Consider the following 26255-nt stretch of genomic DNA (forward strand, 5'->3'; position numbering starts at 1 on the left):
TTTAATTAACGAGAGTAGCGATTAAAAAAAGCCATACAAAAAATAAAATAAAATAAATAATTCACGGCATAAGCAATATTTGCACCTTGTGTTGAATAAAAAGGAATCAGTAACCACGCTAATACAAAGAAAGTAAATGAAAATATTACTTCAGAAAAAACAAACCACTTAGTAGCCCCTCTTGATAACATAGGGTATGCATAAAGCCAACTAGTAATTTTTATTACATCACCAATTAATTGAATTGCAAATAACTCCCTAGCTGAGCGGAATGCTTCAGTAAAAAGTAAACTAATTGCAAGATCTCTAAAGAGGTAGACACCAAGAGCCATAATTGCAGCAATAGGAATTATTATTTTTGCAGTTTGATTAATTTCAGCTCGAATATTTTCAACCCCTTTAAGCGTCGATAGCTTAGGTAGGTAATACGTACTTAAAGCAATGGTGATAACCCCTAAATAAACCTCAGAGATTTTCCAAACTGCCTGCCATTGCCCGGCCTCCTCCCAGCCGACATGGCTAATCAGAACATTTCTAACCCCGATTAATGCGATTGGCGCGGTTAAGGCCGTGGTCGTCGCCATGAGTATATAACCACCAATCCTTTTTTTATTCGATGTATCTGTTTCCCCCCACCAATAGCTTAATTTAGCCCATGGCTGCCGTAATACGCTAGGAATAAGAATTAATCCAATCAGTCCTGATTGGATAGCCGCAGCGAACAGAGCACCCTTGATACCAAAATTAATGATTAACGTAATCATTAACGTACATGAAAAAGCTGTAGATATTGCTCCCAATATAACAAAACGTCTATATTGCTGATATCCATTAATTACTGAATTAACCAGCGTACCAAGCGCAGCAACAGGTAATGAAGCAACTGTAATCCAAATGATCCATGCATAATTAGGGTCATTAAGTAAAAAATCTGATAAGGAACGAGCGAAAAAAAAACCGATAGGCATTAAAATGGAAAGTATAATAGCCAGCCACCATAGGCTGGCTTTCCACCATGGCGCACACCCTTCCACACCTTCTTTTTCAAACTCGGCAGTATAACGTACGATACCACTACCAACAGGAGCATTTACAATGCCGTTAAAGCTGGTCACTATGCTTTGAATCTGCCCCAGCATAGCCATACCTGACGGGCCAGTATAAATAGCAACTATCTTGGCAATTACAAACCCACTTCCCATTTTTGCTAATGTCAGTAGCCCGCTAAAAAAGGTCACCGAGAGTAATTTTCTCATCCCTGGTACTCGTTTAGCGCCGTAATAACCTCTTGAACCTCTGTATCAGATAACGTTGGCCCCATTGGTAAACTCAATACCTTTTTATGAATAGATTCAGTAACAGGAAAAGAGCCTTCTCCAAAGCCTAATTCCTGATAAGCATGCTGAAGGTGTGGAGGAGTCGGATAATGAATTAACGTTTGAATACCTTTTTCCGAGAGGAATCTTTGCAACTTATCTCTGTCATCACACCGTATTACAAACAAATGCCACACATGTTCAGAAATACATTCAGGAAGATGAGGTAATGAAATCAATTCATTAATGATGCCAGAACAATAAGCTTTAGCGATTTCCTGTCTTCTGCGATTTGTCTCATCTAAATATTTTAATTTTACCGCCAGCAACGCAGCCTGAAGTTCATCGAGTCTGCTATTTACGCCTTGATAAAGGTTTTCGTATTTTTTATGTGATCCATAGTTTCTTAGTGCTTTTAATGCATCAGCCAATTCATCATCATTGGTCGTAATGGCACCAGCATCACCTAATGCACCAAGATTCTTCCCTGGATAAAAACTAAACCCAGCGGCATCTCCCCATGCTCCCGCTTTCTTCCCATTGAGAAGCGCACCATGGGACTGAGCACAATCTTCAAGAACAAGGAGTTTATGTGTTTTAGCAATCTCCATAATTTTATCCATGGGACTAATCTGCCCGTAAAGATGGACAGGTAAAATAGCCTTTGTCTTCGAGGTAATTGCGGACTTTATAGATTCAGGTGATAGATTATAAGTTACAGGGTCTGGCTCAACTAATACTGGTGTTAAACCATTTTCGGTTATAGCGAGTACCGAAGCAATATAGGTATTAGCTTGAACTATAATTTCATCGCCACTTTTTAGCTTGCCCAGTTCCTTCCATGCTCTAATAGTTAAAATAAGAGCATCTAGTCCATTTGCTACACCAATACAATGCGATGTTCCACAATATGTAGCAAACTCATCCTCAAATTTTGAAAGCTCTTGTCCCGCAATATACCACCCTGAATTTAAAACCCTCAAAAAACTCTCAGTCAACTCACTTTTATATTCTAAGTTAACCTCTTTGAGGTCTAAAAAATTAATCATGATATTCTCCGCAAAATCATAAAAAAGATTTATATTTTTCTTTGAGTTTTAAAAAAGCGTCAAGTGAATAAACAAAAAAGTAATCAAGATTGTTTTCACTTACTACCTTGGCACCGCTTTTCTTGTGAAAATCAACAACAAGATTATTATTTTTTCTAACATCAAAATGACACCCTATGAAACCAAGGTGTGTAAAGCCTATTTCATAAACCAACAGAGCACTTTCGATTGCAGCAGAGCGTGTTTTATTTTCACTGAGGATCCAACTGCCCCAGCAAAAAGATTCATTTTTATTTATGAAATCATATAATCTTACAGTGCCGATAGGCTGCCCTGTATCATTTCGAGTTATTATATAGTAATACTCTTCATTGTTTTTTTCTTTTAACTTATAATTAACCAACCATTCCTTTTGATTATTCACATCACCATGGAAAGATGATATATGTTTATTCAACTTATCATTAACACGTAGCTTATATATAAACTCTGCGTCATCAACTTTTGCTAATCTTAACGATATAGTTTTACTCGATATATCAGACACCATTTTTTTCCACTCCTGATTTGAATACGCTATATTCTCTGATGTAATCAGATTCATCATAAGGCTGATCTGCTAACACCATTAATACGCAATCATCAGAAAAGTCATACATTTCTCGCCAAATGCATGAATCAATAAGAAGTCCTTGGGCAGGGTTATCTAATAATATGTCTACCTTTTCGGCACCATCATCGAGTAAAAAACGACAAGAGCCTCGTACAGCAATAGCGACTTGCTTTAATGCCTTATGAGCATGAAGTCCTCTGCGGACTCCTTCTTTCGTTTTGAATAAATAATAAACGCGTTTTATTTCAAACGGGATATTTTTATCTTGCTCAAGTGCAACTAATGCACCGCGATCGTCGCCATGCGTTTGTAATTGTATCAGTCTTATTTGCATTAAATTAACCTCGGAAATCCTTGACGAGTCTCTCTAGATACTGGCCATACTGATTCTTAATCAGCCTATTCGCTGAGTCCAATAACTGTAAATTAGTTAGCCATCCGTTACGCCAGGCAATTTCCTCCAAACACGCGATCTTCATTCCTTGTCTTTTCTCTACCGTTTCAACAAAAGTAGAGGCTTCGATTAAGCTGTCATGCGTGCCTGTATCTAACCAGGCAAAACCACGCCCTAAGAACTCCACTTCCAGTTGCCCGCGTTCCAGATACATTTCATTAAGCGTCGTAATCTCCAACTCACCTCTTTCTGAAGGTTTTACCTGTTTGGCTAATTCGACGACTTGCTCATCATAGAAATACAATCCTGTCACAGCCCAATTCGATTTGGCTTTTTTAGGTTTTTCCTCAATGGACAGAACCCTCTTATTTTCATCAAATTCAACGACGCCAAATCGTTCCGGATCCATAACCTGATAACCAAATACTGTAGCGCCCGTTTTCTTAGCGGCAGCGCGTTTTAACACGGGGCTAAATCCTTGCCCGAAAAATATATTATCGCCTAACACCAGGCTGCAGCTATCACCGGCCAGGAATTCTTCACCAATAATAAATGCCTGTGCCAATCCCTCAGGTTTAGGTTGGACAGCATAAGAGAGTCGCACGCCAAAAGCATCACCAGTACCCAGCAACCGTTGAAATGCATTCAGATCTTCCGGCGTCGTAATGATTAGAATATCCCGGATTCCAGCCAGCATGAGGACAGATAGCGGATAATAGATCATCGGCTTATCGTAAATAGGCAGCAGCTGTTTGGAAACACCTAGTGTAATAGGATAAAGGCGAGTTCCTGAACCACCAGCAAGGATTATACCTTTCACGGTTAACTCCAGTAGAAAATCAATTTTTTGGATATAAAATTTATGACAGAAGATTTATAAGCGAGGCATAAGAAAGACCGGATGCGAACATCCGGTTGTCACAAAAAAACTCAACTCAGCGATAAATATTAACTATCTTTTTCTGACTTATAGTCATAAGTATAATAGTGATAATTTCCATAGCCGTAATAGCTTGCAGCACGTTTCACAATAGCATTCAGAATAACACCTTTTATCTCCGCGCCATTCTGCTCAAAGCGGCGAATACTGACTTCAATTTCTTTGAGTGTATTCACTTCAAAACGTGCAACTAAGAGGGACGTTCCTGCATGACGGCTAATAATAGCGGCATCCGTTACAGCCAGTATTGGCGGTGTATCCAATAATACAATGTCATAATTCTCCGCAGCCCATGTAATAAATTGCGAAAATCGACTATGCATTAAGAGTTCAGATGGATTAGGTGGAATTTGTCCACGAGGAATAAAGTCCATATTATCCACAGCTGTTTTGCGAATGCTTTTCTCTACGGCTACCTGCCCAGATAAAATGTCCGACAAACCATCAACGCTCTGCGTTCCCATCAGCTCATGGGCATACCCTTTGCGCATATCACAGTCAACAATAAGAACACGTTGGCCAGATTGAGAAATAACAGCACCAAGGTTTGCACTGATAAACGTTTTACCAATTGCTGGGCTAGCACCAGAAATCATCAGCACATTATTTTTTGCCTCCATCATGGCAAAATGCAGACTAGTGCGCAGGCTTCTAATTGCTTCAATAGCGAGATCTGCAGGATTGCCCACAGCCAGAAGTTCTGTCGAGCGCGTATTACCTTTCTTTCCTTTTCCTAATAGCGCCCTGTCTTTCTTCTGTTGCCACTCTGATAAAGGAACGCTGGCGTACACGTTAATGCCCAGTTCTTCCAGTTGTTCAGGACTTTCAATCCCTTTATGTAACATAGTTTTTAAGACAACAAATGCCGTTGATATCACAGCACCAATAATCAACGTTAGTAACACAACAATGAGTTTTTTAGGTTTTACAGGTTTAAGCTGAAGTGCTGAAGCATCAATAATACGAACATTACCAACCGTACTCGCTTTGTTAATGCTCAGTTCCTGTTGCTTATTCAGCAACTGCATATACACTTCTTGCCCAACATTCACATCACGCGTTAAACGCAATATCTCCTGCTGAGTTTTTGGCATCGCACCAACTCGCTTATTAATTTTATCCCGTTCGTCTTCAAGTGTTTTGCGTTTTTCCATTAAGGCACGATAGGCGGGATGCTCTTTGGTATAGAGTTTTGATATTTCTGCTTCTTTAAACGTTAACTCATTGAGCTGAGATTCCACGGATACCATTGTATCCAGAACAGCTTTAGCTTCTAAAGATAAATCAACCGATTCATTCTTCTGTCGGTAACTGTTTAATTTATTATCTGCTTCATCAAGCGTTAAACGTACATTAGGCAGTTGCTCTTTAAGAAACTCTAGGCTTTTCCCGGCTTCTTCAGATTTACGCTCAACGTTTTGCTGAAGATAATTTTGACTGATACTATTGAGTATTTTATTGGTCAACTCAGGATCTTCACCTTCATAGCTCAGCGAAAGTACTCCAGTATCTTTTCCTTTATCTGCAACGGATAAATTTTCTAATACATTATTAATAGCCGTAATAGTATTTAGTTTTTTAAGGCGAAAAACAGTACCCTTTTCGGCTTTAATATCACTAACCAATATAGAAAGACCATTATGTTTTTCTATCTTCCCAACTTTTCCATTAAACGTTACAGCATCCCCTGCTTCTATTGCATAGTTTTGTTCATCAATAATAACAAGACTGATGGTTTCATCTTCCCAGGATTTAGGCACTTCCAGTCTTGATACTGCGATTTTTCCAGACTCTTCTCCCATTAAACGAGCAAAGCCCTTACCAAAAACAGGAAAATATTTTTGCTGCGCAATAATATCCAAAGAGAGATCATTAACCGTCTTGCCCACTACCATACGTGATTTAATCAACTCAATTTCAGCAGCCGATTCTGGTTTAGCATCGGGTAACACGCTGGAAATATCTTTCAGTAAAGAGTTACCTGAACTTTGTTCCACCTGAATGAGAGCATCTGCTTTATAAATCGGCGTGGCAAAGGTCGCATAAAGAATACCAAGAATTGTGAAAACTGCAGTAACACCAATAATTAACCAGCGATTATCCAGCAATGTTCCCAACAAACGTCCTAAATCAATCTCATCCGTACTGGTTTCGGATGCTTTTACTGAAATTTTCTCTGCCATGGGTTTCCCTGACTTGTTAACGGCTTAATGCCTGCACCCATTTCTGGGCAGACTGCTCAAGTTGCAAGTAAACGAATTCAAATGCTTCACGACTTTTGCGGTATGGGTCAGCAATCTCTTGCTGATTAAGCCAGCGGCCAAATAGCATTGTCTTGCCTCGAACTTCTGGTGCGATACGGCAAACACCATCAATATGCCCTTTCTCCATAACCAAAATGAGATCATATTGACGACATAGCGCTGACGTTAATTGCTGCGCTTCATGGCCATCAAGAGAGAGATTATGCTGGCTTGCCACGTCCGCTGCGGTCGCGTCTGCAGGTTTTCCGACTAACGCGCCTAATCCAGCGGATGAAATCTTTTTAGTAGGAAATGCCTGTTTTAATAGTCGCTCCCCAGTAGGGGAGCGACAAATGTTACCTACACAAACAACCAATATAGAATCAAACATAATTATCTCTATGGCCAGGTACGAACTCGCAGTGAACCTTCTGTCAGTTCATTAAACCCAGAAATGGTCGGTACGAGCTGGCTAATAACACGATTCCAACGAACGATCGGTGCCGTCGTAACATAGACAATGTCGTAAGGCTGCAACTGGAATTCAGTCCCCATGACCATTGCAGTGGCATCCTTCGCATTAAGTTGATAGACATCGGCCAGCTTAGGACCTTGCGTTCCTCGTAATGAACGAATAACAAAAATCCCTGTAGCATCAGAAAATGTCTGATCCATCCCTTCAGCGTTGCCAAGCGCCTCAGTCAAGGTCATACCACTACGATCCATTTTGAGCGTGCTTTGCTTCTTAACTTCGCCCATGACAAACACTTTCAAGTCATCATTACGAGGAATGTATAGGATGTCTCCAGGATATAACAGAGTGTTCTGAGACAAGTCACCGTTTTGCATCAACGCTTGAAGAGATATGCGCTTTTCCTGGCCATTATGCGTCAACACGATATTACGCCAGTCTGCATCTTCGCTTAACCCACCGGCCTTATTAATCGCATCCAGAATAGTAAGCGGCACGTTGGTAATAGGTTGCTCACCAGAGGTTTTCACTTCCCCCGTCACATAAGCCTTTTGAGAGCGGAATGCTGCAATGTTGACATCAACCTGTGGAGATTCGATATAAGTTGCCAAGCGCGATGAAATGTCACTGCGAACTTCCATTACTGTTTTACCAGCAACTTTCACTTTACCGATATAGGGATAGAAGATAGTGCCATCAGAATGCACCCAGTTCCCCGTATCTGCGGCAGTGCGATATGTACCAGCAGGTGTCGTCAGTTCAGGGTGATCCCACACGGTGACCATGATGACATCGCCAATACCAATACGATATTCATACTGCTGTAACTCACGTTCTAAAGCAGGGTTAGTTTGCGCAATCAACGGCTTCGGCCGCATCTTATCCACTAAATACGGTGTTAGCGGATAGACATTTACTAATTTATCAATATTAAAATCAGCATCTTGCTGCTCGATAACTTCTTTCCCACTTGTAGAAAGATGGCTACCGGGAATTAGGGTACAGCCGCTGAGCAGGGCTATGGACACCACAGCGGGTATCAATTTTAACTTGTGCTTTATCATCCTGTTTATGCCATCGCTTATGATTAAATGTCGCGCAAATCCCTACAAAATAACTCGTTATTATAGAGGACTTTTATTCGAATAAACCCGCAGAGTGGGACGTAAAAAACAGCTAATTCATTGCATTAGCGCCGTTGCTCCATTTTCTCCGCAACAGCAACGTGTTGAGTACTCCGTCGAAACCACGTCAGTAGACGCCATATTCGGGTAATTGACCAAAAATAGCCAACAAAAATCACCAGAAATGCGCTCAGCATGATAGGCTCCATCACACCACCAAGCTCACCAATAATGCCCACTGCGGCAAGAAACAAAGCCGCCAGAACAATTGCTAGCAAAGATTGTCGAGAGCTCAACCCTGCGCGCATCAAAATATGATGCAGATGCTCGCGATCGGGTTTAAAGGGACTATCACCCCTGCGAATACGGCGCACCATGATCGTCACCATATCCATTAAAGGAACAGCGATCAGCCACAATGCCGTTACAGGGCGGATTATGGCCTCTTTGCCCTGCGTTGCCAGCACTAGCAACCAGATAACCGTAAAGCCGATGAGCGTACTTCCGGCATCCCCCATAAATACTTTAAACTTTAGTCCCCACGGCACACCAAGATTCAATAGGATATAAGGCAATGTCGCAGCTAGCAGGCATAGACTCCATTGAGCTAACTCATGGCGTCCACCAATATAAAAGACGACGGCTAGCGCACCAAACGTAACGCAAGAAAGCGCACCGAGTAAGCCATCAATGCCATCAACCATGTTGAAAGCATTAATCGCGCCCCATACCGCAAATAGAGTAACGGTGTAACCAAAGATTCCCAAAAACAACTCATAGCCGAACAACACATTACCAAGGCTGATAAGGTATAGACCAGAATACATCATCAAACCTGCGACAAGTGCTTGTAGGCCAACGCGCGGGAGAACGGGAAGATCAAAACGATCATCCAAAACACCTACCACTAATAATGCTGTCGCACACACCATGTAAAGAGAGAAGTCGGGGAGCCATGTAGGATCAAAAATATACATAACCCAGAGAGCCATATAGATAGAAACACCGCCAACAAGTGGAATATGACCACGGTGTCTCTTGCGCTCATTAGGTTTATCCACCAGCCCGACTGTTATTGCTACTTTTCTTGCCAGAAACAACGCAATAAACGCAGTCAGGAAAACCACAATGAATTCTTGCATTTTTGCACCATCATCAACCCGTTATATGAATGTTTTGCATCAGACACGCTACCGCCCTTGGCTTATAGCAACCAATGCGCTGTCAAACAACGTACGGACACCATCCTGTGGCTACATCTGCGGTTCCGTAAACCATCTGCTTTTGTGTAAAGACTCCATTTCCTTGTTAGCCAACAGACATAGCTAACAAAATATGACTAATCCATATATTTATTTATAAAAATATAGCTAAATCGACAAAGCCAAATTTCACCCCATAGTATTGACGATGACATAAAGAGCACAAGGGTAAGATGGCCTAAAAGGAGCTTTTCAGAATAAGACTACGCGCATCCCTGTCGTAAAAATCTTGTTAAATCGGCACGCTATTCTATGCGTTGTATGCTCGTACTATCAAATACTAACGTGCAATACCTTATGCATCATTCCTAAAATTTTGCTTATTGTCGATTTTTCAACCGGCCTCACCAACAAGCTACACACCGCTCCGTGTCAAAAAAATGACAATGCCTATCAGAGCACCTATCGGCTCAGAATTTGCTTATAGATTGTGCTTCTCATAAAGAATATCCCTGCAAATTCTGGTTCATCTGTGCATGCCCTGATACGCTATCGAGGTTATGTTCCTTTAAAGGTGAAAAAAGAGATATGGAGTGGATCGCTGATCCAACGATATGGGCCGGGTTGACCACGCTGGTTGTCCTGGAACTGGTTCTGGGCATTGATAATCTTATCTTCATTGCCATTCTGGCTGAGAAACTACCAAAAGAACAACGCGATAAAGCCAGAGTCGTCGGTTTGTTACTTGCCCTGATTATGCGCCTGGGTCTGCTGACGTCCATTTCATGGCTGGTGTCTTTGACTACCCCCCTCTTCACGTTCCTTGGGCACACATTCAGCGCTCGCGATGTCATCATGCTGGTTGGAGGGCTGTTTCTACTCTTTAAAGCCACCATGGAACTCAACGAACGTCTCGAAGGAAAAGATGAGGAGCAGCAAGCCCAGCGTAAAGGTGCACGTTTCTGGCCGGTAGTGGCACAGATTGTGGTACTGGACGCCATATTCTCGCTGGACTCCGTGATTACCGCTGTCGGCATGACCGATCACTTGCTGGTCATGATGTCCGCCGTGACCATCGCTATTTTCCTCATGCTGCTGGCCAGCAAGCCGCTGACCCGCTTTGTCGCTGAACATCCGACCATCGTTATCCTGTGTCTCAGCTTCCTGCTGATGATTGGTTTCAGTCTGGTTGCAGACGCCTTTGGTTATCACATTCCTAAAGGCTACCTCTACGCCGCGATAGGTTTCTCGGTGATGATTGAGATGTTGAATCAGGTCTCCCTGTTCAACCGCCGGCGCTTTCTTTCTTCCTCGGTTCCACTGCGCCAGCGCACCGCGGAAGTAGTTTTGCGTATCTTGCGCGGTAACCATGAAGAAGCTGAACTGGACAATCAAACCTCATCGATGATTGCAGACAACACCCGGGCAGGTCAGGAAGTCTTCAATATTCAGGAACGCCGGATGATAAAGCGGGTATTAGGGCTGGCACAGCGAACCATCAGCAGTATTATGACGTCGCGGCATGACATCGACTCGGTTGAGCTGGATATTACACAGGATGCGCTCGCTAAACTGTTAACGACCAACCAGCATTCCCGACTGGTGGTAACCGACAGCAATACCTCCGACGAACCGTTGGGTATCGTACATGTTGCCGATTTACTCCAGCAGCAGCTAAACCGCGAGCCGTTCAATCCACGTATTCTGATTCGTCAGCCGCTGGTCTTTCCTGAACAGCTTTCACTTTTACAGGCTTTGGAACAGTTTAGAGAAGCACGAACGCACTTTGCGTTTGTCGTTGATGAATTTGGTTCGATGGAAGGGATAGTCACATTAAGCGACGTGATGGAAACCATTGCAGGCAACCTGCCGCGCGAAGGGGAAGATCGCGATGCGCGCCACAGCATTCAGCAGAATGACGACGGCAGTTGGACCGTAAATGGCTATATTCCGCTGGAAGATTTAACAATGTATGTTCCGCTGACGCTGGATGAAAAGCGCGAATACTACACGTTGGCGGGGCTGTTGATGGAGCATGCGCAGCGGGTTCCGCAGGTGGGCGATACACTGTCAATCGATAGCTATCAGTTCACTATTCTGGCGGTGGAAAGTCACCGTATCATTGAGGTCCGAATCACACCAAACGACGAACCACAGACTGATTTTGAAGTGTGATAGCGGCGCTGTCGCTATGCTCAACGCCGCATTTATCTCTACAGCCCCTTTCCGTTCGGTAGGGGCTGTGTTCTATGGTCTATCAGGCTGGCACCATAATTTCGGTGGCAACCACCACCACAATCAGCCCTACCAAAACCGGAACCGATGTACGCTTCACCACCTCGAACGGCGATATTTTCGCCATCCCGGCGACCGCAACAACTACGCCGGATACCGGAGAAATGGTGCGGCCCAAGTTGGAAGCCTGAAGCATCGGAATCGCCAGATAAGCAGGGTTAATACCCATTTGCGACGCCAGCTTTGGAATCAGCTCAACAAACGCATAGAACGGCGCATTGCCCGAGCCCGTTGTCATCGCAGCCAACATCGTGATCGCGACCAAGACCAGCATAATCACCAACCCACCGCTGCCGAATGATTGCGCAAGACCAATCAGGCCGCTGATAAAACCAATCGTGCCAAGCCCCTGGGCAAAGACACCAGCTGCAACTAACAGGATAACGACGCTAGAGAAGGCATCGGCCATCCCACGGTAAGCCACATCCAGCCCATCAAACACTTTTTGCGCACTGAACGAACGGACAAATTCCAGTACTGCGGCCAACACCATACAGATAACCAGTACAGTGATAATGTGGAGTTCCGGCCCCCATTTGCCATCAAACACCAGTACACCCATGATCGGCGTAAACGGCAGAATGGCGTAAAAACGCGGGGCGTCCGTCGTGATCTCGCTGACGTCCAGAATCTCATGGCTGACATTCGCTTTGTTATCCAGATAGCGCTGCCAGAAGAAATGTGCGACGGCCATACACACGATCGCCATGATGGAAATAGGCAGCGTGGCTTTAAAGGCAAAATCCACTAATTTCATCTGTGATGCCTGTGCGGCAAGGACTACGTCGCCTGACGTCGGCGACAGAATCAACGCCACAGGGGAAGCGCAGATTGCAGCAGCGGCACCGCGACTAATGCCAACGTTCACCATGACGGGGAACAACGTTGCCATCAACAGCACACCTAATCCCGTGGCTGATGACACCGCCAACGACATCAGGCAGGCAACAAAATAGGCCGCGATCATCAGTAAATAAGGCGAGTTAATCATTTTCAGCGGGCGGGAAACCAGCTTCACGACGACATCATTAGCACCGATATGCGTCATATAAGCGGCAAATCCACACAGCACCATAATCATCATGCCGAGATCGCCACCGCGGCTCATCAGCAAAATTTTTACGTATTCAACAATATCCGTTGCACTCCAGCCCGTCGCCTTCGCGCTGGCTGGTAATACGTTTTTCCCCAGCATGGCACTGATTGCCAAAAGTAAGAGGCCTCCCACCAGCAACACGCCAGTCGCGGAGTACCCTTTTATAATGTAACGACCAACCAGAATCGTTACAACAACACCAATCAAAAGTTCGAGCATAGTGGGTTTCGATACCTGAGTAATAAATTATCTGACAGAAATTCCCCGGCAGCGGAGTAGCGCCGCACCGAAAACAGGGAGCGAAGTTTACTGCTTTAGAAAATAAAAAAAGAGAAAAATATTAATATGCAGCGTTAAAAAAGAGACACCGGGCACATAGCCCGTCTGGGGGAGGATGACAAACTAAGGGAAAACGTTAGCAAGAAGCTGCCAGTTTGCTGACAGGAATCAACAAACTGGCTAAGCGCACAGCATTTCAGAAAATTAAAGACGATCGAGGAGTTGCTTCAGATCCTTGCCCTTCTGGCTTTGCTGATTTTGGCTGGCCCAATCATTCAGGCGTTTTTTCAATTCGTCTTGCAGGCGTTTACGCAGCAGTTGATCCACCTGTAATTGGTAATTCAATTTGTCCCACTCGCCATAGATGCGTAACGGAATCGCCGTGTTTTTCAATACGCTGACTAGCTGCTCATCCCCCTGCCACCCTTGCGTGATAGAGACATTCAAGTTGACGTCACACGTCTGGGCTGGCAAATCGAATTGGCCAGCACCAGTTAGCGACAGCAGCTCTGAGCGGCCATTGAGATCGGTAAGGCGTAACTTACCCGCGTTCAGTTGTACTTTCCCGGTCAGCTGTTGCAGTTCGGTATAGCGCTCGTAGCGCTCTTGTCCTCGCACATTCCCATTGCTACGCGCAACGGCCATCTGCACCATTTGCTGGATATTCAAACCCTGTAGACGAACATTATTGCCTTGCAGCGTCGCTGTCCCCTGCCACTGCTGGAGCAACGCAGGTAGCGCAACGCTATTACCGCTGAACTGCCCCACCATTGACAATTTTCCACTGACCGTCTCAGCGGGCAGCGCAAATGCGGACATTAACTGTGATAACTCAACATCCTTGAGCTCTGGCCGTAGCGTGATGTTGGTCGATGGCTTCGTCACAGCTTTACCGGGCAATGAGAAATGTCCACCGCCCAGTTCACCGCTCAAGGTCGTCACATCCAGCAGCCTCGGTTGATTGTCTGCCCGTAGCGTAAATTGACGGACATCGAGCCCACGATAGATCAGCGTCGCGGCCTGTAACGACAGACGCGCGGTGAATGTCTGTAAGCCGTCTTCTGGCTTGGCTAACCCACTTTCATTTGAAATCACAGGGGCTGATGATTTAGCCGGCACGACAGCGGCATTGTTCTCTTTTACCGACGCGATCCCCAGCAGGGAATCCAAATCCAGCTTCTCAGACAACAGCTCTAATTCGTAATGAGGGATATCCCCCAGCGTCACGCTACCGGCACCCGACAGTTGGCTATTATTGGTATTGAGTGAAAGCTGGCTAAACGTGATTTTTTCAGGCTGCTGTTGATAACTTGCCTGAACACTCCCCGTTCCGCTGATACCGTTTGCTGGTATTCCTGCCCCCTGAAGCTGGTAATCTAGCTTGGTAATATTGGCATTGACCTGCTGGGGGAAATGCAGCAAATCGACATCTGCGGCAAGGGAGAAGGCAATATCGCGCTGATCGCGATTGATGCGGCTTGATAATTCGATGCTGACCTGACGGTCGCTGTTCTGCTCCATCGCAAGATTAATGTCACGCACGTTAATCTGCTCATTATTGCTGCGTTGCAGAATCAACAAGCTATCGGCGACTTTGATCTTATCAATATCCAGCCGCCAGTGCCGTTCCTCAGATGGGGTTTGCGATCCCGCAGGGGCAATGGGCGCATTGTTAGACTGTTTGGCTTCACTTTCCGGCGTCAGGCGAATAATCGCACCTTTCAGCATCACCTGCTTAACCGCTAGCTTGTGCGACAGCAGCGGCCACAGCTGCACATCAAGACGCATGTTTTCAGCGCTGACAATCGGCGCACTGGATCCCGGCGCACTCAACGACATCCCGCCTGATAATATGCTCAGTTGCGGCCACACATGCCAACGCAGATCGCCATCCAGTTGAAGGCGATAGCCGCTACGTTCCTCAACTTGCTTCACCATGTAAGCGCGGAAGTCATTGGGATTAACCAGTACGACCAAGGCCGTCATTCCTGCCACAACCACCACAAGCAGAATTGCCAGCGTCGTCAGAAATCTTCTCATGCCATCCTCATTGCGAAACGCACGGCCACCTGCTTTTACCTTACAGGCCTGTCGCCAGACGCTTAGTCTTTATCGATCCGGCTCGCTACCGCACCCTGTTGGTCTTTATATTTGGCATCCTGACGGCGGTTGTAAGGACGAGCAGCCGGCCCGGAAAGCGGTTCAAAACTCAGAGCGCCAATCATCATGCCGGGGCGTAATGCCAACGGCAACTTACCTGAATTATAGAACTCCAGCACAATTCTTCCTTGCCAACCTGGATCGATACGGTGTGCAGTGACGTGAACCATCAATCCCAGACGGGCTAACGAAGAGCGGCCATCCAGCCAGCCAACCAAATTATCCGGCAGCGTAACGGATTCAAACGTCACTGCCAGCGCTAATTCTCCCGGGTGCAGGAAAAACGCCTCGCCTTCTGGCAAATTGATTTCATCACTCATGACGCGATCCAGCGCCGCGCTGACTTCATCTTTCGGGCCACTTAAGTCAATGAAGGCCGCGGTGTGTCCGCGGAAGACGCGAAACTGATTTCCCAAACGAACATCAACGGTCGCACCACTGATCCTCTCAGTAGGCGGACGGGGTGTAATCACCAGTCGGCCATCATCCAGCCAGGCTTCAATGTCACGGTCACACAGTCTCATCTTATTCTCCATTCGACGCCGGTATCTATCAGATAAACCTCATCTACCCGTCATGCTTCACATGACCTCCACGTAGTGATGCAACGCGGATTATTTAGGGTATCGACTACTCAAAAAACTGGCTTATCTTGGCTTTCAAAATATCAATCGCAATACGGTTTTTCCCGCCGCGCGGCACAATAATGTCGGCATACTGCTTAGAGGGCTCAATAAATTGCAGGAACATCGGGCGCACGGTCTTCTGATACTGTTCCATCACGGAATCCATTGAACGCCCGCGCTCATTAACGTCGCGGCGCATACGGCGCAGCAGGCAAATATCCAGCGGTGTATCGACGAAAATAGAGAAATTCATCTCACTGCGCAGGCGCGCATCCGTCAGCAGCAGGATACCTTCCAGGATAATGACCTTTTTCAGCTCGATATGCACGGTTTCCTGCTTGCGGGTGTGCTCGACATAGCTGTACTGCGGGACTTCGATCGCCTGACCCGCTTTCAGCATCTGCAAATGCTTGAGCAGCAGACTATGATCCATCGAGCTCGGGTGGTCATAGTTCGTTTTTACCCGCTCTTCCATCGTCAGGTGGCTTTGATCTTTATAATAACTGTCTTCAGATATCACCCCGATATGCTGATCACCAACCTGATCGCGTAATTCTCGATACAAGGTGCTGGAAATAAGACTTTTACCCGAAGCGGATGCTCCTGAGATCCCGATGATGACGCACTGGTGAGACTGATCAGTCATGGTATTAACGACCTGATTAACTTAAATAAAAGAGAGGGGAATGCGCCAACAGGCGCTTTGACGCGGCAATTATAGGGAGTTCCCCCCCTTCATGCCACCCTTTCCGCGTATTGCGCCCGAGGGAAATCGCATGCTGGCGCAGGATCAAGCCGGGACAGAGCCCGGCTGATTACTCTCTGGCGGAAGCGTTACAGCGCCCGGAAAGAAATTTCGCCGGGAATCGTGTCACCCTGCCAGTAAAGCTGAGCGGCAACCTGCCCCGCCAGTTCGCGGTACAGAGAAGTAAACTCGCTGTCCGGCTGGCTGACGACCGTCGGCTCACCGCGGTCAAGGTCTTCACGCAGAGAGATATGCAGTGGAAGCTGACCTAGCAGAGAACAGTGATATTTTTCCGCCAGCTTCTGCGCACCGCCCGTGCCAAAGATCGGTTCCAGATGACCACAGTTGCTACAAATATGTACGCTCATATTTTCAACGATGCCCAGTACCGGCACACTGACTTTTTCAAACATCGCGATGCCCTTCATGGCATCCATCAGTGCGATATCCTGTGGCGTCGTCACGACAACCGCACCAGTGACAGGAATACTCTGCGCCAGCGTCAGTTGAATATCACCCGTACCCGGCGGCATATCTAATACCAGATAGTCCAGATCCGGCCAGAGTGTATCCTGCAGCAGCTGCAATAACGCTTTGCTGGCCATCGGCCCACGCCACACCATAGCGTTATCGTCCGTCACCAGATAACCAATCGAGTTAGTTGCCAGGCCGTGCGCGATAATCGGTGCCATATGTTGGCCGTCCGGCGAGGTTGGACGTTCACTGGCCGAGCCCAGCATGGTCGGAATGGAAGGACCGTAGATATCGGCATCCAGAATGCCCACATTCGCGCCTTCAGCCGCCAGCGCCAGCGCCATATTCACCGCCGTACTCGATTTGCCGACCCCACCTTTGCCGGAGCTGACGGCAATGATGTTTTTCACGCCCTTCACGCCAGCCTGATCGTTAACCCGACGCAGCGTCGCGATATCGTGCGTTAAGCGCCACTCGACCGCCTTTGCGCCTGATAAACGTAATAACTCATCGCTAACCGTTTCCTTTAATACAGCTAAACCGCTCAGCCAGACAAACGGCATCGTCAGGTCGATATGCAACACGTTGTCCAGCAGCGCACAATGGCGCAGTGCATTCAGTGTCGTCAGGTTATTTTTCAGTGTCGGGTGCTGAAAAGTAGATAAAACCCCGGTGACCATCGCACGCAGTGCTTCAGGGCGTTGTTCGGGGACTGTCGCGTTCATTCCGGCTCCTTGAAATTCTCATATTTGACCGTTGAGACCGTATATAGCATACCAGAGCGAGGGAAGCCTGACGCCCTTCGGCATCAAAAACGTGGAAACGCTACGCAAATAAAAATCTGCCATGGGGTTTCCTGCCGTTTTTACTCACGCCAGCGGTTTACGCAGCAAGGCGCTATCGGTTAACATCGATCTCCCTCTATTCACAAAAGAAAGCAAGCTCCTCATGACTCAAGTCGCAAAGAAAATCCTGGTAACGTGCGCGCTGCCTTACGCTAATGGTTCAATCCACCTCGGTCATATGCTTGAACATGTTCAGGCCGATATTTGGGTTCGTTACCAGCGAATGCGCGGCAACCAGGTTCACTTTATCTGTGCGGACGACGCCCACGGCACGCCAATCATGCTGAAAGCACAGCAGATGGGGATTGCGCCGGAACAGATGATTGCGGCAATGAGTCAGGAGCATCAGCAGGACTTTGCCGGTTTCAATATCAGCTATGACAACTACCACTCTACGCACAGCGAAGAGAACCGCGAACTGTCAGGTCTGATTTATGGTCGGCTGAAAGAGAACGGCTTTATTAAAAATCGCACCATTTCTCAGCTGTACGATCCAGAGAAAGGCATGTTCCTGCCGGATCGTTTCGTCAAAGGCACCTGCCCGAAATGTAAGGCAGCCGACCAATACGGCGATAACTGCGAAGTCTGTGGCGCGACCTACAGCCCAACAGAGCTGATCGAACCAAAATCAGTGGTGTCTGGTGCCACGCCAGAAATGCGTGAAACAGAACACTTCTTCTTCGATCTGCCTGCGTTCAGCGAGATGCTGCAAGCCTGGACGCGTTCCGGCGCATTGCAGGAGCAAGTCGCTAACAAGATGCAGGAATGGTTCGATTCTGGCCTGCAACAGTGGGACATCACCCGCGACGCACCCTATTTCGGTTTTGAAATCCCCGATGCACCGGGCAAATATTTTTACGTCTGGCTGGATGCGCCAATCGGCTACATGGGGTCGTTCAAGAACCTGTGCGACAAACGTGGCGATCTGAATTTCGATGATTTCTGGAAGAAAGATTCCGACGCAGATTTGTATCATTTCATCGGTAAAGACATCGTTTATTTCCACAGCCTGTTCTGGCCTGCCATGCTCGAAGGCAGCGGTTTCCGTAAACCGACAAACCTGTTCGTACATGGTTATGTCACGGTCAACGGCGCCAAGATGTCTAAATCACGCGGTACCTTCATCAAAGCAGGCACGTATCTGCAACATCTGGATGCCGACTGCCTGCGTTATTACTACGCGGCAAAACTGTCTTCTCGCATTGATGACATCGACCTCAATCTGGAAGATTTCGTTCAGCGCGTAAATGCTGACATCGTTAACAAAGTCGTGAATCTGGCATCGCGTAATGCCGGTTTCATCAACAAGCGCTTTGACGGCAAGCTGGCGGACAAGTTGGCCGACGCCGAGCTGTACAAAACCTTCACCGATGCCGCCACCAGCATTGCCGAAGCCTATAACAACCGTGAATCCGGGCGTGCCATTCGTGAGATCATGGCGTTGGCGGATATCGCCAACCGCTACGTTGACGAACAGGCACCGTGGGTTGTGGCGAAAGCAGAAGGTCGGGATGAAGATCTGCAAGCAATTTGCTCAATGGGTATCAACCTGTTCCGCGTACTGATGACATACCTGAAACCGGTTCTGCCTTCGCTGGCACAGCGGACAGAAGCATTTTTGAATACGGAATTGAGCTGGGATGCGATTGCCACGCCGCTGTTGAGCCATCAGGTTAGTCCATTCAAGGCGCTGTTCAACCGCATCGATCTGGATAAAGTTAACGCAATGGTTGACGCCTCGAAAGAAGACATGATCGCCGCACAAAAAGTCGTATCTGGCCCGCTGGCAGACAACCCGGTGCAGGACACCATTAACTTTGACGATTTTGCCAAAGTCGATATGCGTATCGCACTGATTAAGCAGGCTGAACTGGTTGATGGTTCTGACAAACTTTTACGTCTGACGCTGGATCTGGGCGGCGAAACCCGTCAGGTCTTCTCCGGCATTCGTGAGGCTTATCCCGATCCGGCTAAGCTGGAAGGCCGTTTAACTGTGATGGTCGCCAATCTGGCACCGCGTAAAATGCGCTTCGGCATATCAGAAGGTATGGTGATGGCAGCCGGTCCCGGTGGGAAAGATATCTTCCTGCTGAGCCCAGACAGCGGCGCTCAGCCAGGAATGCAGGTCAAATAACCGCCCACATCAAGCCGGATTTTTATCCGGCTTTTTTTTGCAACAATTCCTCCACAAACTCCCGCTTATTCCCCTTTGACTGACTCGTCACACCACATTATTTGTAACCATGAAATAACAAAACCGTTATGCATTACAATATATAGCGAATAAAAAATATACCTCTTTATAGGTGTTATGGGGGTTTAAATACTTAAATCTTGATTTTGCGCAAAGCCCACAATTTATGTGTTGTTAAATTGCTCGCAACAAAAATGACACATAATTACACAGGGAAACTAATGCAACTGAATAGAAGAGGTTTCTTTAAAGTTTGCGCGGGGGGGATGGCTGGAACCACTCTCGCGGTATTGGGCTTTACACCCACGGAAGCAATGGCATCAGTACGTCAATATAAGCTGTTACGGGCAAAAGAGACGCGTAACAACTGTACCTACTGTTCAGTGGGTTGTGGTGTGCTCATGTATAGCCTGGGCGATGGTGCCAAAAACGCGAAGCCTTCCATTTTTCATATCGAAGGTGATGCGGATCACCCAGTCAGCCGCGGCTCCCTTTGCCCAAAAGGTGCGGGTCTGGTTGACTATATCCACAGTGAAAATCGCCTGCTCTATCCTGAATACCGCGCGCCGGGTTCAGACAAATGGCAACGAATCAGCTGGGACGACGCGATTGAACGCATTGCACGCCTGATGAAAGCTGACCGTGATGCCAACTTCGAACGCACCAACGCCAAGGGCGAAACCGTCAACCGCTGGCTGACGACCGGTATGCTGTGCTCTTCTGCTGCCAGCAACGAAACCGGTATTCTCGACCAGAAATTTGCCCGGGCACTCGGCATGGTTGCTATCGACTGCCAGGCTCGCTTGTGCCACGGACCAACCGTTGCTGCACTAGCGCCGACATTCGGCCGTGGCGCAATGACTAACAACTGGGTTGATATCAAAAACGCCAACGTCATCATCGTCATGGGCGGCAATCCAGCAGAAGCGCACCCAGTCGGTTTCAAATGGGCCGTTGAAGCGAAAACGCACAACAATGCGAAGCTGATTGTGGTCGATCCGCGTTTTAACCGCTCCGCTGCCGTTGCCGATCTCTACGCACCGATTCGCGCAGGTTCAGATGCCGCCTTCCTGTTAGGTATCGTTAACTACCTTATTACGAACGATAAAATTCATCGCGAATACGTGGTGTCTTACACTAATGCCAGCCTGATCGTACGTGATGACTTTAGCTTCGACGAAGGCTTGTTCAGCGGCTACGACGAACAGAAACGTCAATATGACAAATCCAGCTGGCAGTATGAGTTAGATGAGTCCGGTTTCGCCAAACGCGACAACACGCTGTCCCATCCGCGCTGCGTCTGGAATCTGCTGAAAAAACACGTCTCCCGCTATACGCTGGAAATGGTGACATCCCTGTGCGGTACCTCAGCCAAAGATTACGAAGAGATTTGCCGTACGCTGGCTGAAACCTGTGTACCGAATAAAACTGCAACCTTCATGTATGCTCTGGGTTGGACGCACCACACCAACGGCGCGCAAATTATCCGCTCCGCTGGCATGATCCAGCTTCTGTTAGGGAATATTGGTATGGCAGGCGGTGGCATCAACGCCCTGCGCGGCCACTCCAACATTCAGGGGTATACCGATCTGGGTCTGCTGTCGTTAAATCTGCCGGGTTATATGCCACTGCCGTCAGAAAAACAGCCGGATCTGAATACCTATCTGAACCAAATCACACCGACCGCCGCACTGCCCGATCAGGTTAACTATTGGAAAAACACGCCAAAATTCTTTATCAGCATGATGAAGAGCTTCTACGGCGATCACGCGCAGGCCGCAAATAACTGGGGTTATGACTGGTTGCCGAAGTGGGATCGTAGCTACGACGTCATGGTGCAAACTGAGCTGATGGTGGAAGGCAAAATGAACGGCTACATCGTTCAGGGCTTTAACCCCGTTGCGGCGTTCTCCAACAAGAACAAAGCGACCGAAGCGCTCTCCAAGCTCAAGTACATGGTCATCATCGATCCTTTGGTCACGGAAACGTCCACATTCTGGCAGAACTATGGCGAATTCAATGACGTGGATACGAAGTCCATTCAGACTGAAGTCTTCCGTCTGCCGTCTTCCTGCTTTGCCGAAGAGAATGGCTCTATCGCCAACTCCGGCCGCTGGCTGCAATGGCACTGGGCGGCGGCTGAGCCACCAGGAGAAGCCCGTCACGACGGTAAAATCCTCGGTAAGCTGCTGATGCGCCTGCGTGAACTGTATAACGAAGAAGGCGGTGCTTACTCGGATCCGTTGATGAACATCAACTGGAACTACAAAGACCCAGAAGATCCGCATCCAGAAGAGATCGCCCGCGAAGGCAACGGCATGGCGCTGGCGGATATCTACGACGACAGCGGCAAACTGATCCTGAAAAAAGGCCAGCAGATCGCTGATTTCTCACAGTTGCGTGATGACGGTACTACGTCCAGTTTCTGCTGGATTTACGCCGGGAGTTGGACAGAAGCGGGTAACCAGATGGATAAGCGCGACAACGCCGATGCCGGTCTGGGCTGTACGCCGAACTGGTCATGGTGTTGGCCGCAAAACCGCCGCATTCTCTACAACCGAGCCTCTGCCGACCTGCAAGGGAAACCGTGGGACAGCAAGCGTAAATTGCTGGAATGGACCGGCCAGAAATGGCAAGGCATTGATGTACCTGACTTCGCCGCAACCGTACCACCGGGCAAAGACACCGGGCCGTTCATCATGCTGCCGGAAGGTCTGGCACGTCTGTTCTCCGTGGACAAACTGGTAGACGGGCCGTTCCCTGAACACTACGAGCCGATCGAATCACCTATTGGCACCAACCCGCTGCATCCGTCAGTGATTTCCAGCCCGGTTGCGCGTTTGTTTGCGCGTGATGCGAAAACCATGGGCACCGCGAAGGACTTCCCTTATGTGGCGACCACGTACTCAATTACTGAATTGTTCCGCCACTGGACAAAACACGCACGTCTGAACGCAATTGTGCAGCCGGAACAGTTTGTTGAGATCGGTGAAAATCTGGCGAAGAGCAAAGGCATTAAAGCAGGCGATGAAGTCAAAGTCTCCTGTCAGCGTGGCTACATCAAAGCCAAAGCGGTGGTAACGAAGCGTATCAAAACGCTGCAAATTGCCGGACGCAGCGTGGAAACCGTTGGTATTCCCTGCCACTGGGGCTTTGAGGGAACCACGCGTAAAGGGTTCCTGGCTAACACACTCACCCCGAGCGTCGGCGACGCTAATTCACAAACGCCTGAGTACAAAGCGTTTTTGGTTAATGTAGAGAAGGCGTAAGGGTAGCCAACTATGTCAATGCAATCACAAGATATTATTAAACGTTCGGCCACCAACGGCTTTACACCGCCTCCGCATGTGCGTGATGACAAAAGCGAAGTGGCAAAACTGATCGATGTCACCACCTGTATCGGCTGTAAAGGCTGTCAGGTGGCCTGTTCAGAGTGGAACGATATTCGTGACGACGTCGGCCATAACTTTGGCGTTTATGATAACCCAGCGGATTTGAGTGCCAAATCCTGGACGCTGATGCGCTTTTCCGAAGTGGAAGAGAACGATCGTCTGGAATGGTTGATCCGTAAAGATGGCTGCATGCACTGTAGCGATCCGGGCTGTCTGAAAGCCTGTCCTTCCGCTGGTGCAGTGATCCAGTATGCCAACGGTATCGTCGATTTTCAGTCCGAACACTGTATCGGCTGCGGCTATTGTATCGCCGGCTGCCCATTCAATATTCCGCGTCTGAATAAAGAAGATAACCGCGTCTATAAATGTACGCTGTGCGTCGACAGAGTCAGCGTTGGCCAAGAGCCTGCCTGCGTGAAAACCTGTCCAACCGGTGCTATTCGTTTCGGTACGAAAGAAGAGATGAAGCATCTGGCAGAAGAACGCATCGCCGATCTGAAAAGTCGTGGTTATGCGAACGCAGGCCTCTACGATCCGCAGGGCGTGGGCGGTACGCACGTGATGTATGTTCTGCACCACGCAGACAGGCCGTCGCTCTACAACAATCTGCCGGATGATCCGCAGATTTCTACGCCGGTCAACCTGTGGAAGGGCATTCTGAAGCCGCTATCTGCGTTAGGGTTTGTCGCCACGTTCGCCGGGTTAATGTTCCACTACATCGGTGTGGGTCCGAACACAGAAGAAATGGATCATGACCACGAGGGAGAAGATAAAGAAGGGGGAGACAAACATGAGTAAATCAAAAATGATTTTGCGCACCAAGTTTATCGATCGCATCTGTCACTGGATTGTGGTGATTAGCTTTTTCCTGGTCGCACTCTCAGGTATTGCTTTGTTTTTCCCTACCCTGCAATGGCTGACACAGACGTTTGGTACGCCACAGATGGGACGTATTCTGCATCCGTTTTTTGGCGTGCTGATTGTCATTTGCCTGATCCCGATGTTCTTCCGCTTTGTTGGCCATAACATTCCGAAGAAGCGTGACTTGCCGTGGTTCCTCAACATTATTGAAGTGTTGAAAGGCAATGAGCATGAAGTCTCTGAAGTGGGTAAATACAACCCAGGCCAGAAAATGATGTTCTGGAGCATCATGGGGCTGACGCTGGTACTGTTGATCACCGGGGTAATCATGTGGCGTCCTTACTTTGCTCACCTGTTCCCGATTGATGTCGTGCGCTACGCCATTCTGATTCATGCCGTTGCGGCTATCGTCCTCATCCATGCCATCCTGATCCATATGTACATGGCATTCTGGGTTAAAGGGTCGATCAAGGGCATGATTGAAGGCAAGGTCTCCAAGCGCTGGGCGCGTAAACACCACCCACGCTGGGCGCGTGAAATGGAAGAGAAAGAAACGAAAAAATAATTCAGGTTCTTTTCATTTCATCACCGCCTCAAATGCCCGCCTCGCGGGCATTTTTCTTTTTATCCGCAGTCAGTACGAATCGTTATAACTTAAACCCAAAAGTCATAATGCTCCCCTCTTCCTCGTCTATCGCTCAACGGCTATGATGCAGTATCATTTTTAAATAGACATCCAGACATAAAGACAGCTATAAAGTAGTGACGCAGAAAACATAACAATACTGCCATCGACACAACACACTTTCATCAACACAAGACCCCTTTATAAAACGCCATGGAGCTGATAATGAAGAAATTTACGCCCGCCTTGCTTGCACTGAGCTTACTGACTGCGTTACCGGCACTGGCTAATCAGAATGCCACCATTACTCCCGTTCCGGCCGCTATCGCCAATCATGACGGTCCGGTTCGCATCGCGGTTATCCGCAACTTGGGTTCCGACGACAACACCACGCAGTTTGTTTCCGGCGTGCTTGAAGAAGGTAAAAAACTGGGCTTTAAGGTCAGCACCTTTCTGAGCAACGGCGATGATGCCCGTTTTCAGGATTTCGTGAATCAGGCGATTAGCCAAAAATATGATGGCATCATCCTGTCACAGGGCCGCGATCCCTACTCTACCGATTTGATTAAACGTATTGTCGACAGCGGCATTGCCGTTTCCGTGTTTGATACCGCCGTGAATGGCGAAATTCCGGGCGTGACCGTCACCCAGCAGGATGACGCCTCCCTGACTAACGAATCACTTGGCCAACTGGTGAAGGATTTCAACGGTAAAGCCAACATTATCAAACTGTGGGTTGCCGGCTTCCCGCCAATGGAGCGCCGCCAGCTCGCTTATCAACAGATCCTGAAAGCCAACCCCGGCATCAAGGAACTCGAATCGATTGGTGCCGTGTCCTCTGACGTTCAGGGCGATACCGCTAACAAAGTCGGCGCGGTGCTGGCGAAATACCCGAAAGGCAAAATCGATGCCATCTGGGGATCGTGGGATGCCTTCAGCCAGGGCGCTTACAAAGCGTTGAAAGAAAACGGTCGGACTGAAATCAAACTGTACAGCATCGACATCTCCAATCAGGATTTACAGCTGATGCGCGAAGCGAGCAGCCCGTGGAAAGTCAGCGTGGCTGTCGATCCTAAGCTGATCGGTAAAGTGAACCTGCGTCTGGTTGCCAACAAGATTGCTGGTGAAGCAACACCTGCAACCTATGAGTTCCGCGCTGCCGCGATTCCACAGGCGCTGTTAGCCAGCCAACCGGGTGCAGTCAACGTCGCTGGATTGGCGAAAATCATCCCAGGCTGGGGCCATACGGATGATTTTATCGCACCGTGGTTTGCTACACTGGAAGCCAAACAGGCGAAATAACACGGAGA

At 47.9% G+C, this 26255-nt stretch carries 20 protein-coding genes; 6 read left to right on the forward strand and 14 right to left on the reverse strand.

Annotation, left to right across the window (positions count from 1 at the left end; genetic code table 11):
- Nucleotides 1–5: 5 nt before the first annotated feature.
- The 9 genes from H4F65_RS06750 to wecA form a co-directional block, all read right to left on the reverse strand.
- Complete coding sequence (locus H4F65_RS06750) at nucleotides 6–1256, reverse strand: O-antigen translocase (RefSeq protein ID WP_010281349.1); 1251 nt, start codon at nucleotides 1254–1256, stop codon at nucleotides 6–8.
- Nucleotides 1253–2365, reverse strand: coding sequence for a DegT/DnrJ/EryC1/StrS family aminotransferase (locus H4F65_RS06755; protein WP_010281347.1), 1113 nt, complete (start codon nucleotides 2363–2365; stop codon nucleotides 1253–1255). Before H4F65_RS06755 ends, H4F65_RS06750 begins: the two co-directional genes overlap by 4 nt.
- Nucleotides 2366–2381: 16 nt before the next feature.
- Entirely contained in the window at nucleotides 2382–2915 is a 534-nt protein-coding gene (locus tag H4F65_RS06760; RefSeq protein ID WP_010281343.1) for a GNAT family N-acetyltransferase, read from the reverse strand.
- Entirely contained in the window at nucleotides 2905–3312 is a 408-nt protein-coding gene (locus H4F65_RS06765) for a sugar 3,4-ketoisomerase (RefSeq protein WP_010281340.1), read from the reverse strand. Before H4F65_RS06765 ends, H4F65_RS06760 begins: the two co-directional genes overlap by 11 nt.
- 4 nt (nucleotides 3313–3316) lie before the next feature.
- Nucleotides 3317–4192, reverse strand: coding sequence for a glucose-1-phosphate thymidylyltransferase RfbA (gene rfbA / locus H4F65_RS06770; RefSeq protein ID WP_010281337.1), 876 nt, complete (start codon nucleotides 4190–4192; stop codon nucleotides 3317–3319).
- A gap of 128 nt (nucleotides 4193–4320) precedes the next feature.
- Complete coding sequence (gene wzc, locus H4F65_RS06775) at nucleotides 4321–6495, reverse strand: tyrosine-protein kinase Wzc (RefSeq protein ID WP_010281333.1); 2175 nt, start codon at nucleotides 6493–6495, stop codon at nucleotides 4321–4323.
- A 16-nt stretch (nucleotides 6496–6511) separates the two neighbouring features.
- Entirely contained in the window at nucleotides 6512–6946 is a 435-nt protein-coding gene (locus H4F65_RS06780; protein WP_010281330.1) for an arsenate reductase/protein-tyrosine-phosphatase family protein, read from the reverse strand.
- 8 nt (nucleotides 6947–6954) lie between these two features.
- A complete protein-coding gene (locus tag H4F65_RS06785; protein ID WP_010281326.1) occupies nucleotides 6955–8091 on the reverse strand; it encodes a polysaccharide export protein in 1137 nt (378 codons plus the stop codon).
- Nucleotides 8092–8216: 125 nt separating this feature from the next.
- Nucleotides 8217–9293, reverse strand: a complete 1077-nt coding sequence (gene wecA / locus H4F65_RS06790) for a UDP-N-acetylglucosamine--undecaprenyl-phosphate N-acetylglucosaminephosphotransferase (protein WP_010281322.1) — start codon at nucleotides 9291–9293, stop codon at nucleotides 8217–8219.
- Nucleotides 9294–9941: 648 nt separating this feature from the next.
- Between wecA and H4F65_RS06795 the strand changes: the two genes are divergently transcribed.
- Nucleotides 9942–11528 (forward strand): TerC family protein, encoded by a 1587-nt coding sequence (locus tag H4F65_RS06795; RefSeq protein WP_010281320.1) that lies wholly within the window; start codon nucleotides 9942–9944, stop codon nucleotides 11526–11528.
- An 82-nt stretch (nucleotides 11529–11610) separates the two neighbouring features.
- Here H4F65_RS06795 and dcuC read toward each other — a convergent pair whose 3' ends face one another.
- From dcuC to apbC, 5 genes are all read right to left on the reverse strand, one after another.
- Nucleotides 11611–12963, reverse strand: coding sequence for an anaerobic C4-dicarboxylate transporter DcuC (gene dcuC, locus H4F65_RS06800; protein WP_010281317.1), 1353 nt, complete (start codon nucleotides 12961–12963; stop codon nucleotides 11611–11613).
- A 264-nt stretch (nucleotides 12964–13227) separates the two neighbouring features.
- A complete protein-coding gene (gene asmA / locus H4F65_RS06805; protein WP_010281314.1) occupies nucleotides 13228–15063 on the reverse strand; it encodes an outer membrane assembly protein AsmA in 1836 nt (611 codons plus the stop codon).
- A 62-nt stretch (nucleotides 15064–15125) separates the two neighbouring features.
- The gene (dcd, locus tag H4F65_RS06810; RefSeq protein ID WP_005974037.1) at nucleotides 15126–15707 is read right to left on the reverse strand and encodes a dCTP deaminase; all 582 of its coding nucleotides are present in this window, start codon (nucleotides 15705–15707) and stop codon (nucleotides 15126–15128) included.
- A 106-nt stretch (nucleotides 15708–15813) separates the two neighbouring features.
- Entirely contained in the window at nucleotides 15814–16455 is a 642-nt protein-coding gene (udk, locus tag H4F65_RS06815) for a uridine kinase (protein ID WP_010281304.1), read from the reverse strand.
- Between the two features lie 188 nt (nucleotides 16456–16643).
- Nucleotides 16644–17753 (reverse strand): iron-sulfur cluster carrier protein ApbC, encoded by a 1110-nt coding sequence (gene apbC / locus H4F65_RS06820; RefSeq protein ID WP_010281301.1) that lies wholly within the window; start codon nucleotides 17751–17753, stop codon nucleotides 16644–16646.
- 223 nt (nucleotides 17754–17976) lie between these two features.
- Between apbC and metG the strand changes: the two genes are divergently transcribed.
- The 5 genes from metG (at nucleotide 17977) to H4F65_RS06845 (ending at nucleotide 26247) form a co-directional block, all read left to right on the forward strand.
- Nucleotides 17977–20007, forward strand: coding sequence for a methionine--tRNA ligase (metG, locus tag H4F65_RS06825; protein ID WP_010281293.1), 2031 nt, complete (start codon nucleotides 17977–17979; stop codon nucleotides 20005–20007).
- A 281-nt stretch (nucleotides 20008–20288) separates the two neighbouring features.
- On the forward strand, nucleotides 20289–23336 hold the full coding sequence (gene fdnG / locus H4F65_RS06830) for a formate dehydrogenase-N subunit alpha (protein ID WP_072013538.1): 3048 nt from the start codon (nucleotides 20289–20291) through the stop codon (nucleotides 23334–23336).
- A 12-nt stretch (nucleotides 23337–23348) separates the two neighbouring features.
- Nucleotides 23349–24257, forward strand: coding sequence for a formate dehydrogenase subunit beta (fdxH, locus tag H4F65_RS06835; protein WP_010286866.1), 909 nt, complete (start codon nucleotides 23349–23351; stop codon nucleotides 24255–24257).
- Nucleotides 24250–24885 (forward strand): formate dehydrogenase-N subunit gamma, encoded by a 636-nt coding sequence (gene fdnI, locus H4F65_RS06840; RefSeq protein ID WP_010286863.1) that lies wholly within the window; start codon nucleotides 24250–24252, stop codon nucleotides 24883–24885. Before fdxH ends, fdnI begins: the two co-directional genes overlap by 8 nt.
- Nucleotides 24886–25170: 285 nt before the next feature.
- Entirely contained in the window at nucleotides 25171–26247 is a 1077-nt protein-coding gene (locus H4F65_RS06845; protein ID WP_010286861.1) for a sugar ABC transporter substrate-binding protein, read from the forward strand.
- The last annotated feature ends 8 nt before the right edge of the window (nucleotides 26248–26255 follow it).

Origin of the sequence: Pectobacterium brasiliense, assembly GCF_016950255.1 — a bacterium.
Classification (GTDB): domain Bacteria; phylum Pseudomonadota; class Gammaproteobacteria; order Enterobacterales; family Enterobacteriaceae; genus Pectobacterium; species Pectobacterium brasiliense.

Coding starts and splice junctions, on each gene's coding strand:
- fdnG (WP_072013538.1), top strand. CDS start 20,289: ATGCAACTGAATAGAAGAGGTTTCTTTAAAGTTTGCGCGGGGGGGATG.
- H4F65_RS06785 (WP_010281326.1), bottom strand. CDS start 8,091: ATGATAAAGCACAAGTTAAAATTGATACCCGCTGTGGTGTCCATAGCC.
- H4F65_RS06750 (WP_010281349.1), bottom strand. CDS start 1,256: ATGAGAAAATTACTCTCGGTGACCTTTTTTAGCGGGCTACTGACATTA.
- fdxH (WP_010286866.1), top strand. CDS start 23,349: ATGTCAATGCAATCACAAGATATTATTAAACGTTCGGCCACCAACGGC.
- metG (WP_010281293.1), top strand. CDS start 17,977: ATGACTCAAGTCGCAAAGAAAATCCTGGTAACGTGCGCGCTGCCTTAC.
- wecA (WP_010281322.1), bottom strand. CDS start 9,293: ATGCAAGAATTCATTGTGGTTTTCCTGACTGCGTTTATTGCGTTGTTT.
- fdnI (WP_010286863.1), top strand. CDS start 24,250: ATGAGTAAATCAAAAATGATTTTGCGCACCAAGTTTATCGATCGCATC.
- wzc (WP_010281333.1), bottom strand. CDS start 6,495: ATGGCAGAGAAAATTTCAGTAAAAGCATCCGAAACCAGTACGGATGAG.
- udk (WP_010281304.1), bottom strand. CDS start 16,455: ATGACTGATCAGTCTCACCAGTGCGTCATCATCGGGATCTCAGGAGCA.
- asmA (WP_010281314.1), bottom strand. CDS start 15,063: ATGAGAAGATTTCTGACGACGCTGGCAATTCTGCTTGTGGTGGTTGTG.
- H4F65_RS06845 (WP_010286861.1), top strand. CDS start 25,171: ATGAAGAAATTTACGCCCGCCTTGCTTGCACTGAGCTTACTGACTGCG.
- dcuC (WP_010281317.1), bottom strand. CDS start 12,963: ATGCTCGAACTTTTGATTGGTGTTGTTGTAACGATTCTGGTTGGTCGT.
- apbC (WP_010281301.1), bottom strand. CDS start 17,753: ATGAACGCGACAGTCCCCGAACAACGCCCTGAAGCACTGCGTGCGATG.
- H4F65_RS06755 (WP_010281347.1), bottom strand. CDS start 2,365: ATGATTAATTTTTTAGACCTCAAAGAGGTTAACTTAGAATATAAAAGT.
- dcd (WP_005974037.1), bottom strand. CDS start 15,707: ATGAGACTGTGTGACCGTGACATTGAAGCCTGGCTGGATGATGGCCGA.
- H4F65_RS06795 (WP_010281320.1), top strand. CDS start 9,942: ATGGAGTGGATCGCTGATCCAACGATATGGGCCGGGTTGACCACGCTG.
- H4F65_RS06760 (WP_010281343.1), bottom strand. CDS start 2,915: ATGGTGTCTGATATATCGAGTAAAACTATATCGTTAAGATTAGCAAAA.
- H4F65_RS06765 (WP_010281340.1), bottom strand. CDS start 3,312: ATGCAAATAAGACTGATACAATTACAAACGCATGGCGACGATCGCGGT.
- H4F65_RS06780 (WP_010281330.1), bottom strand. CDS start 6,946: ATGTTTGATTCTATATTGGTTGTTTGTGTAGGTAACATTTGTCGCTCC.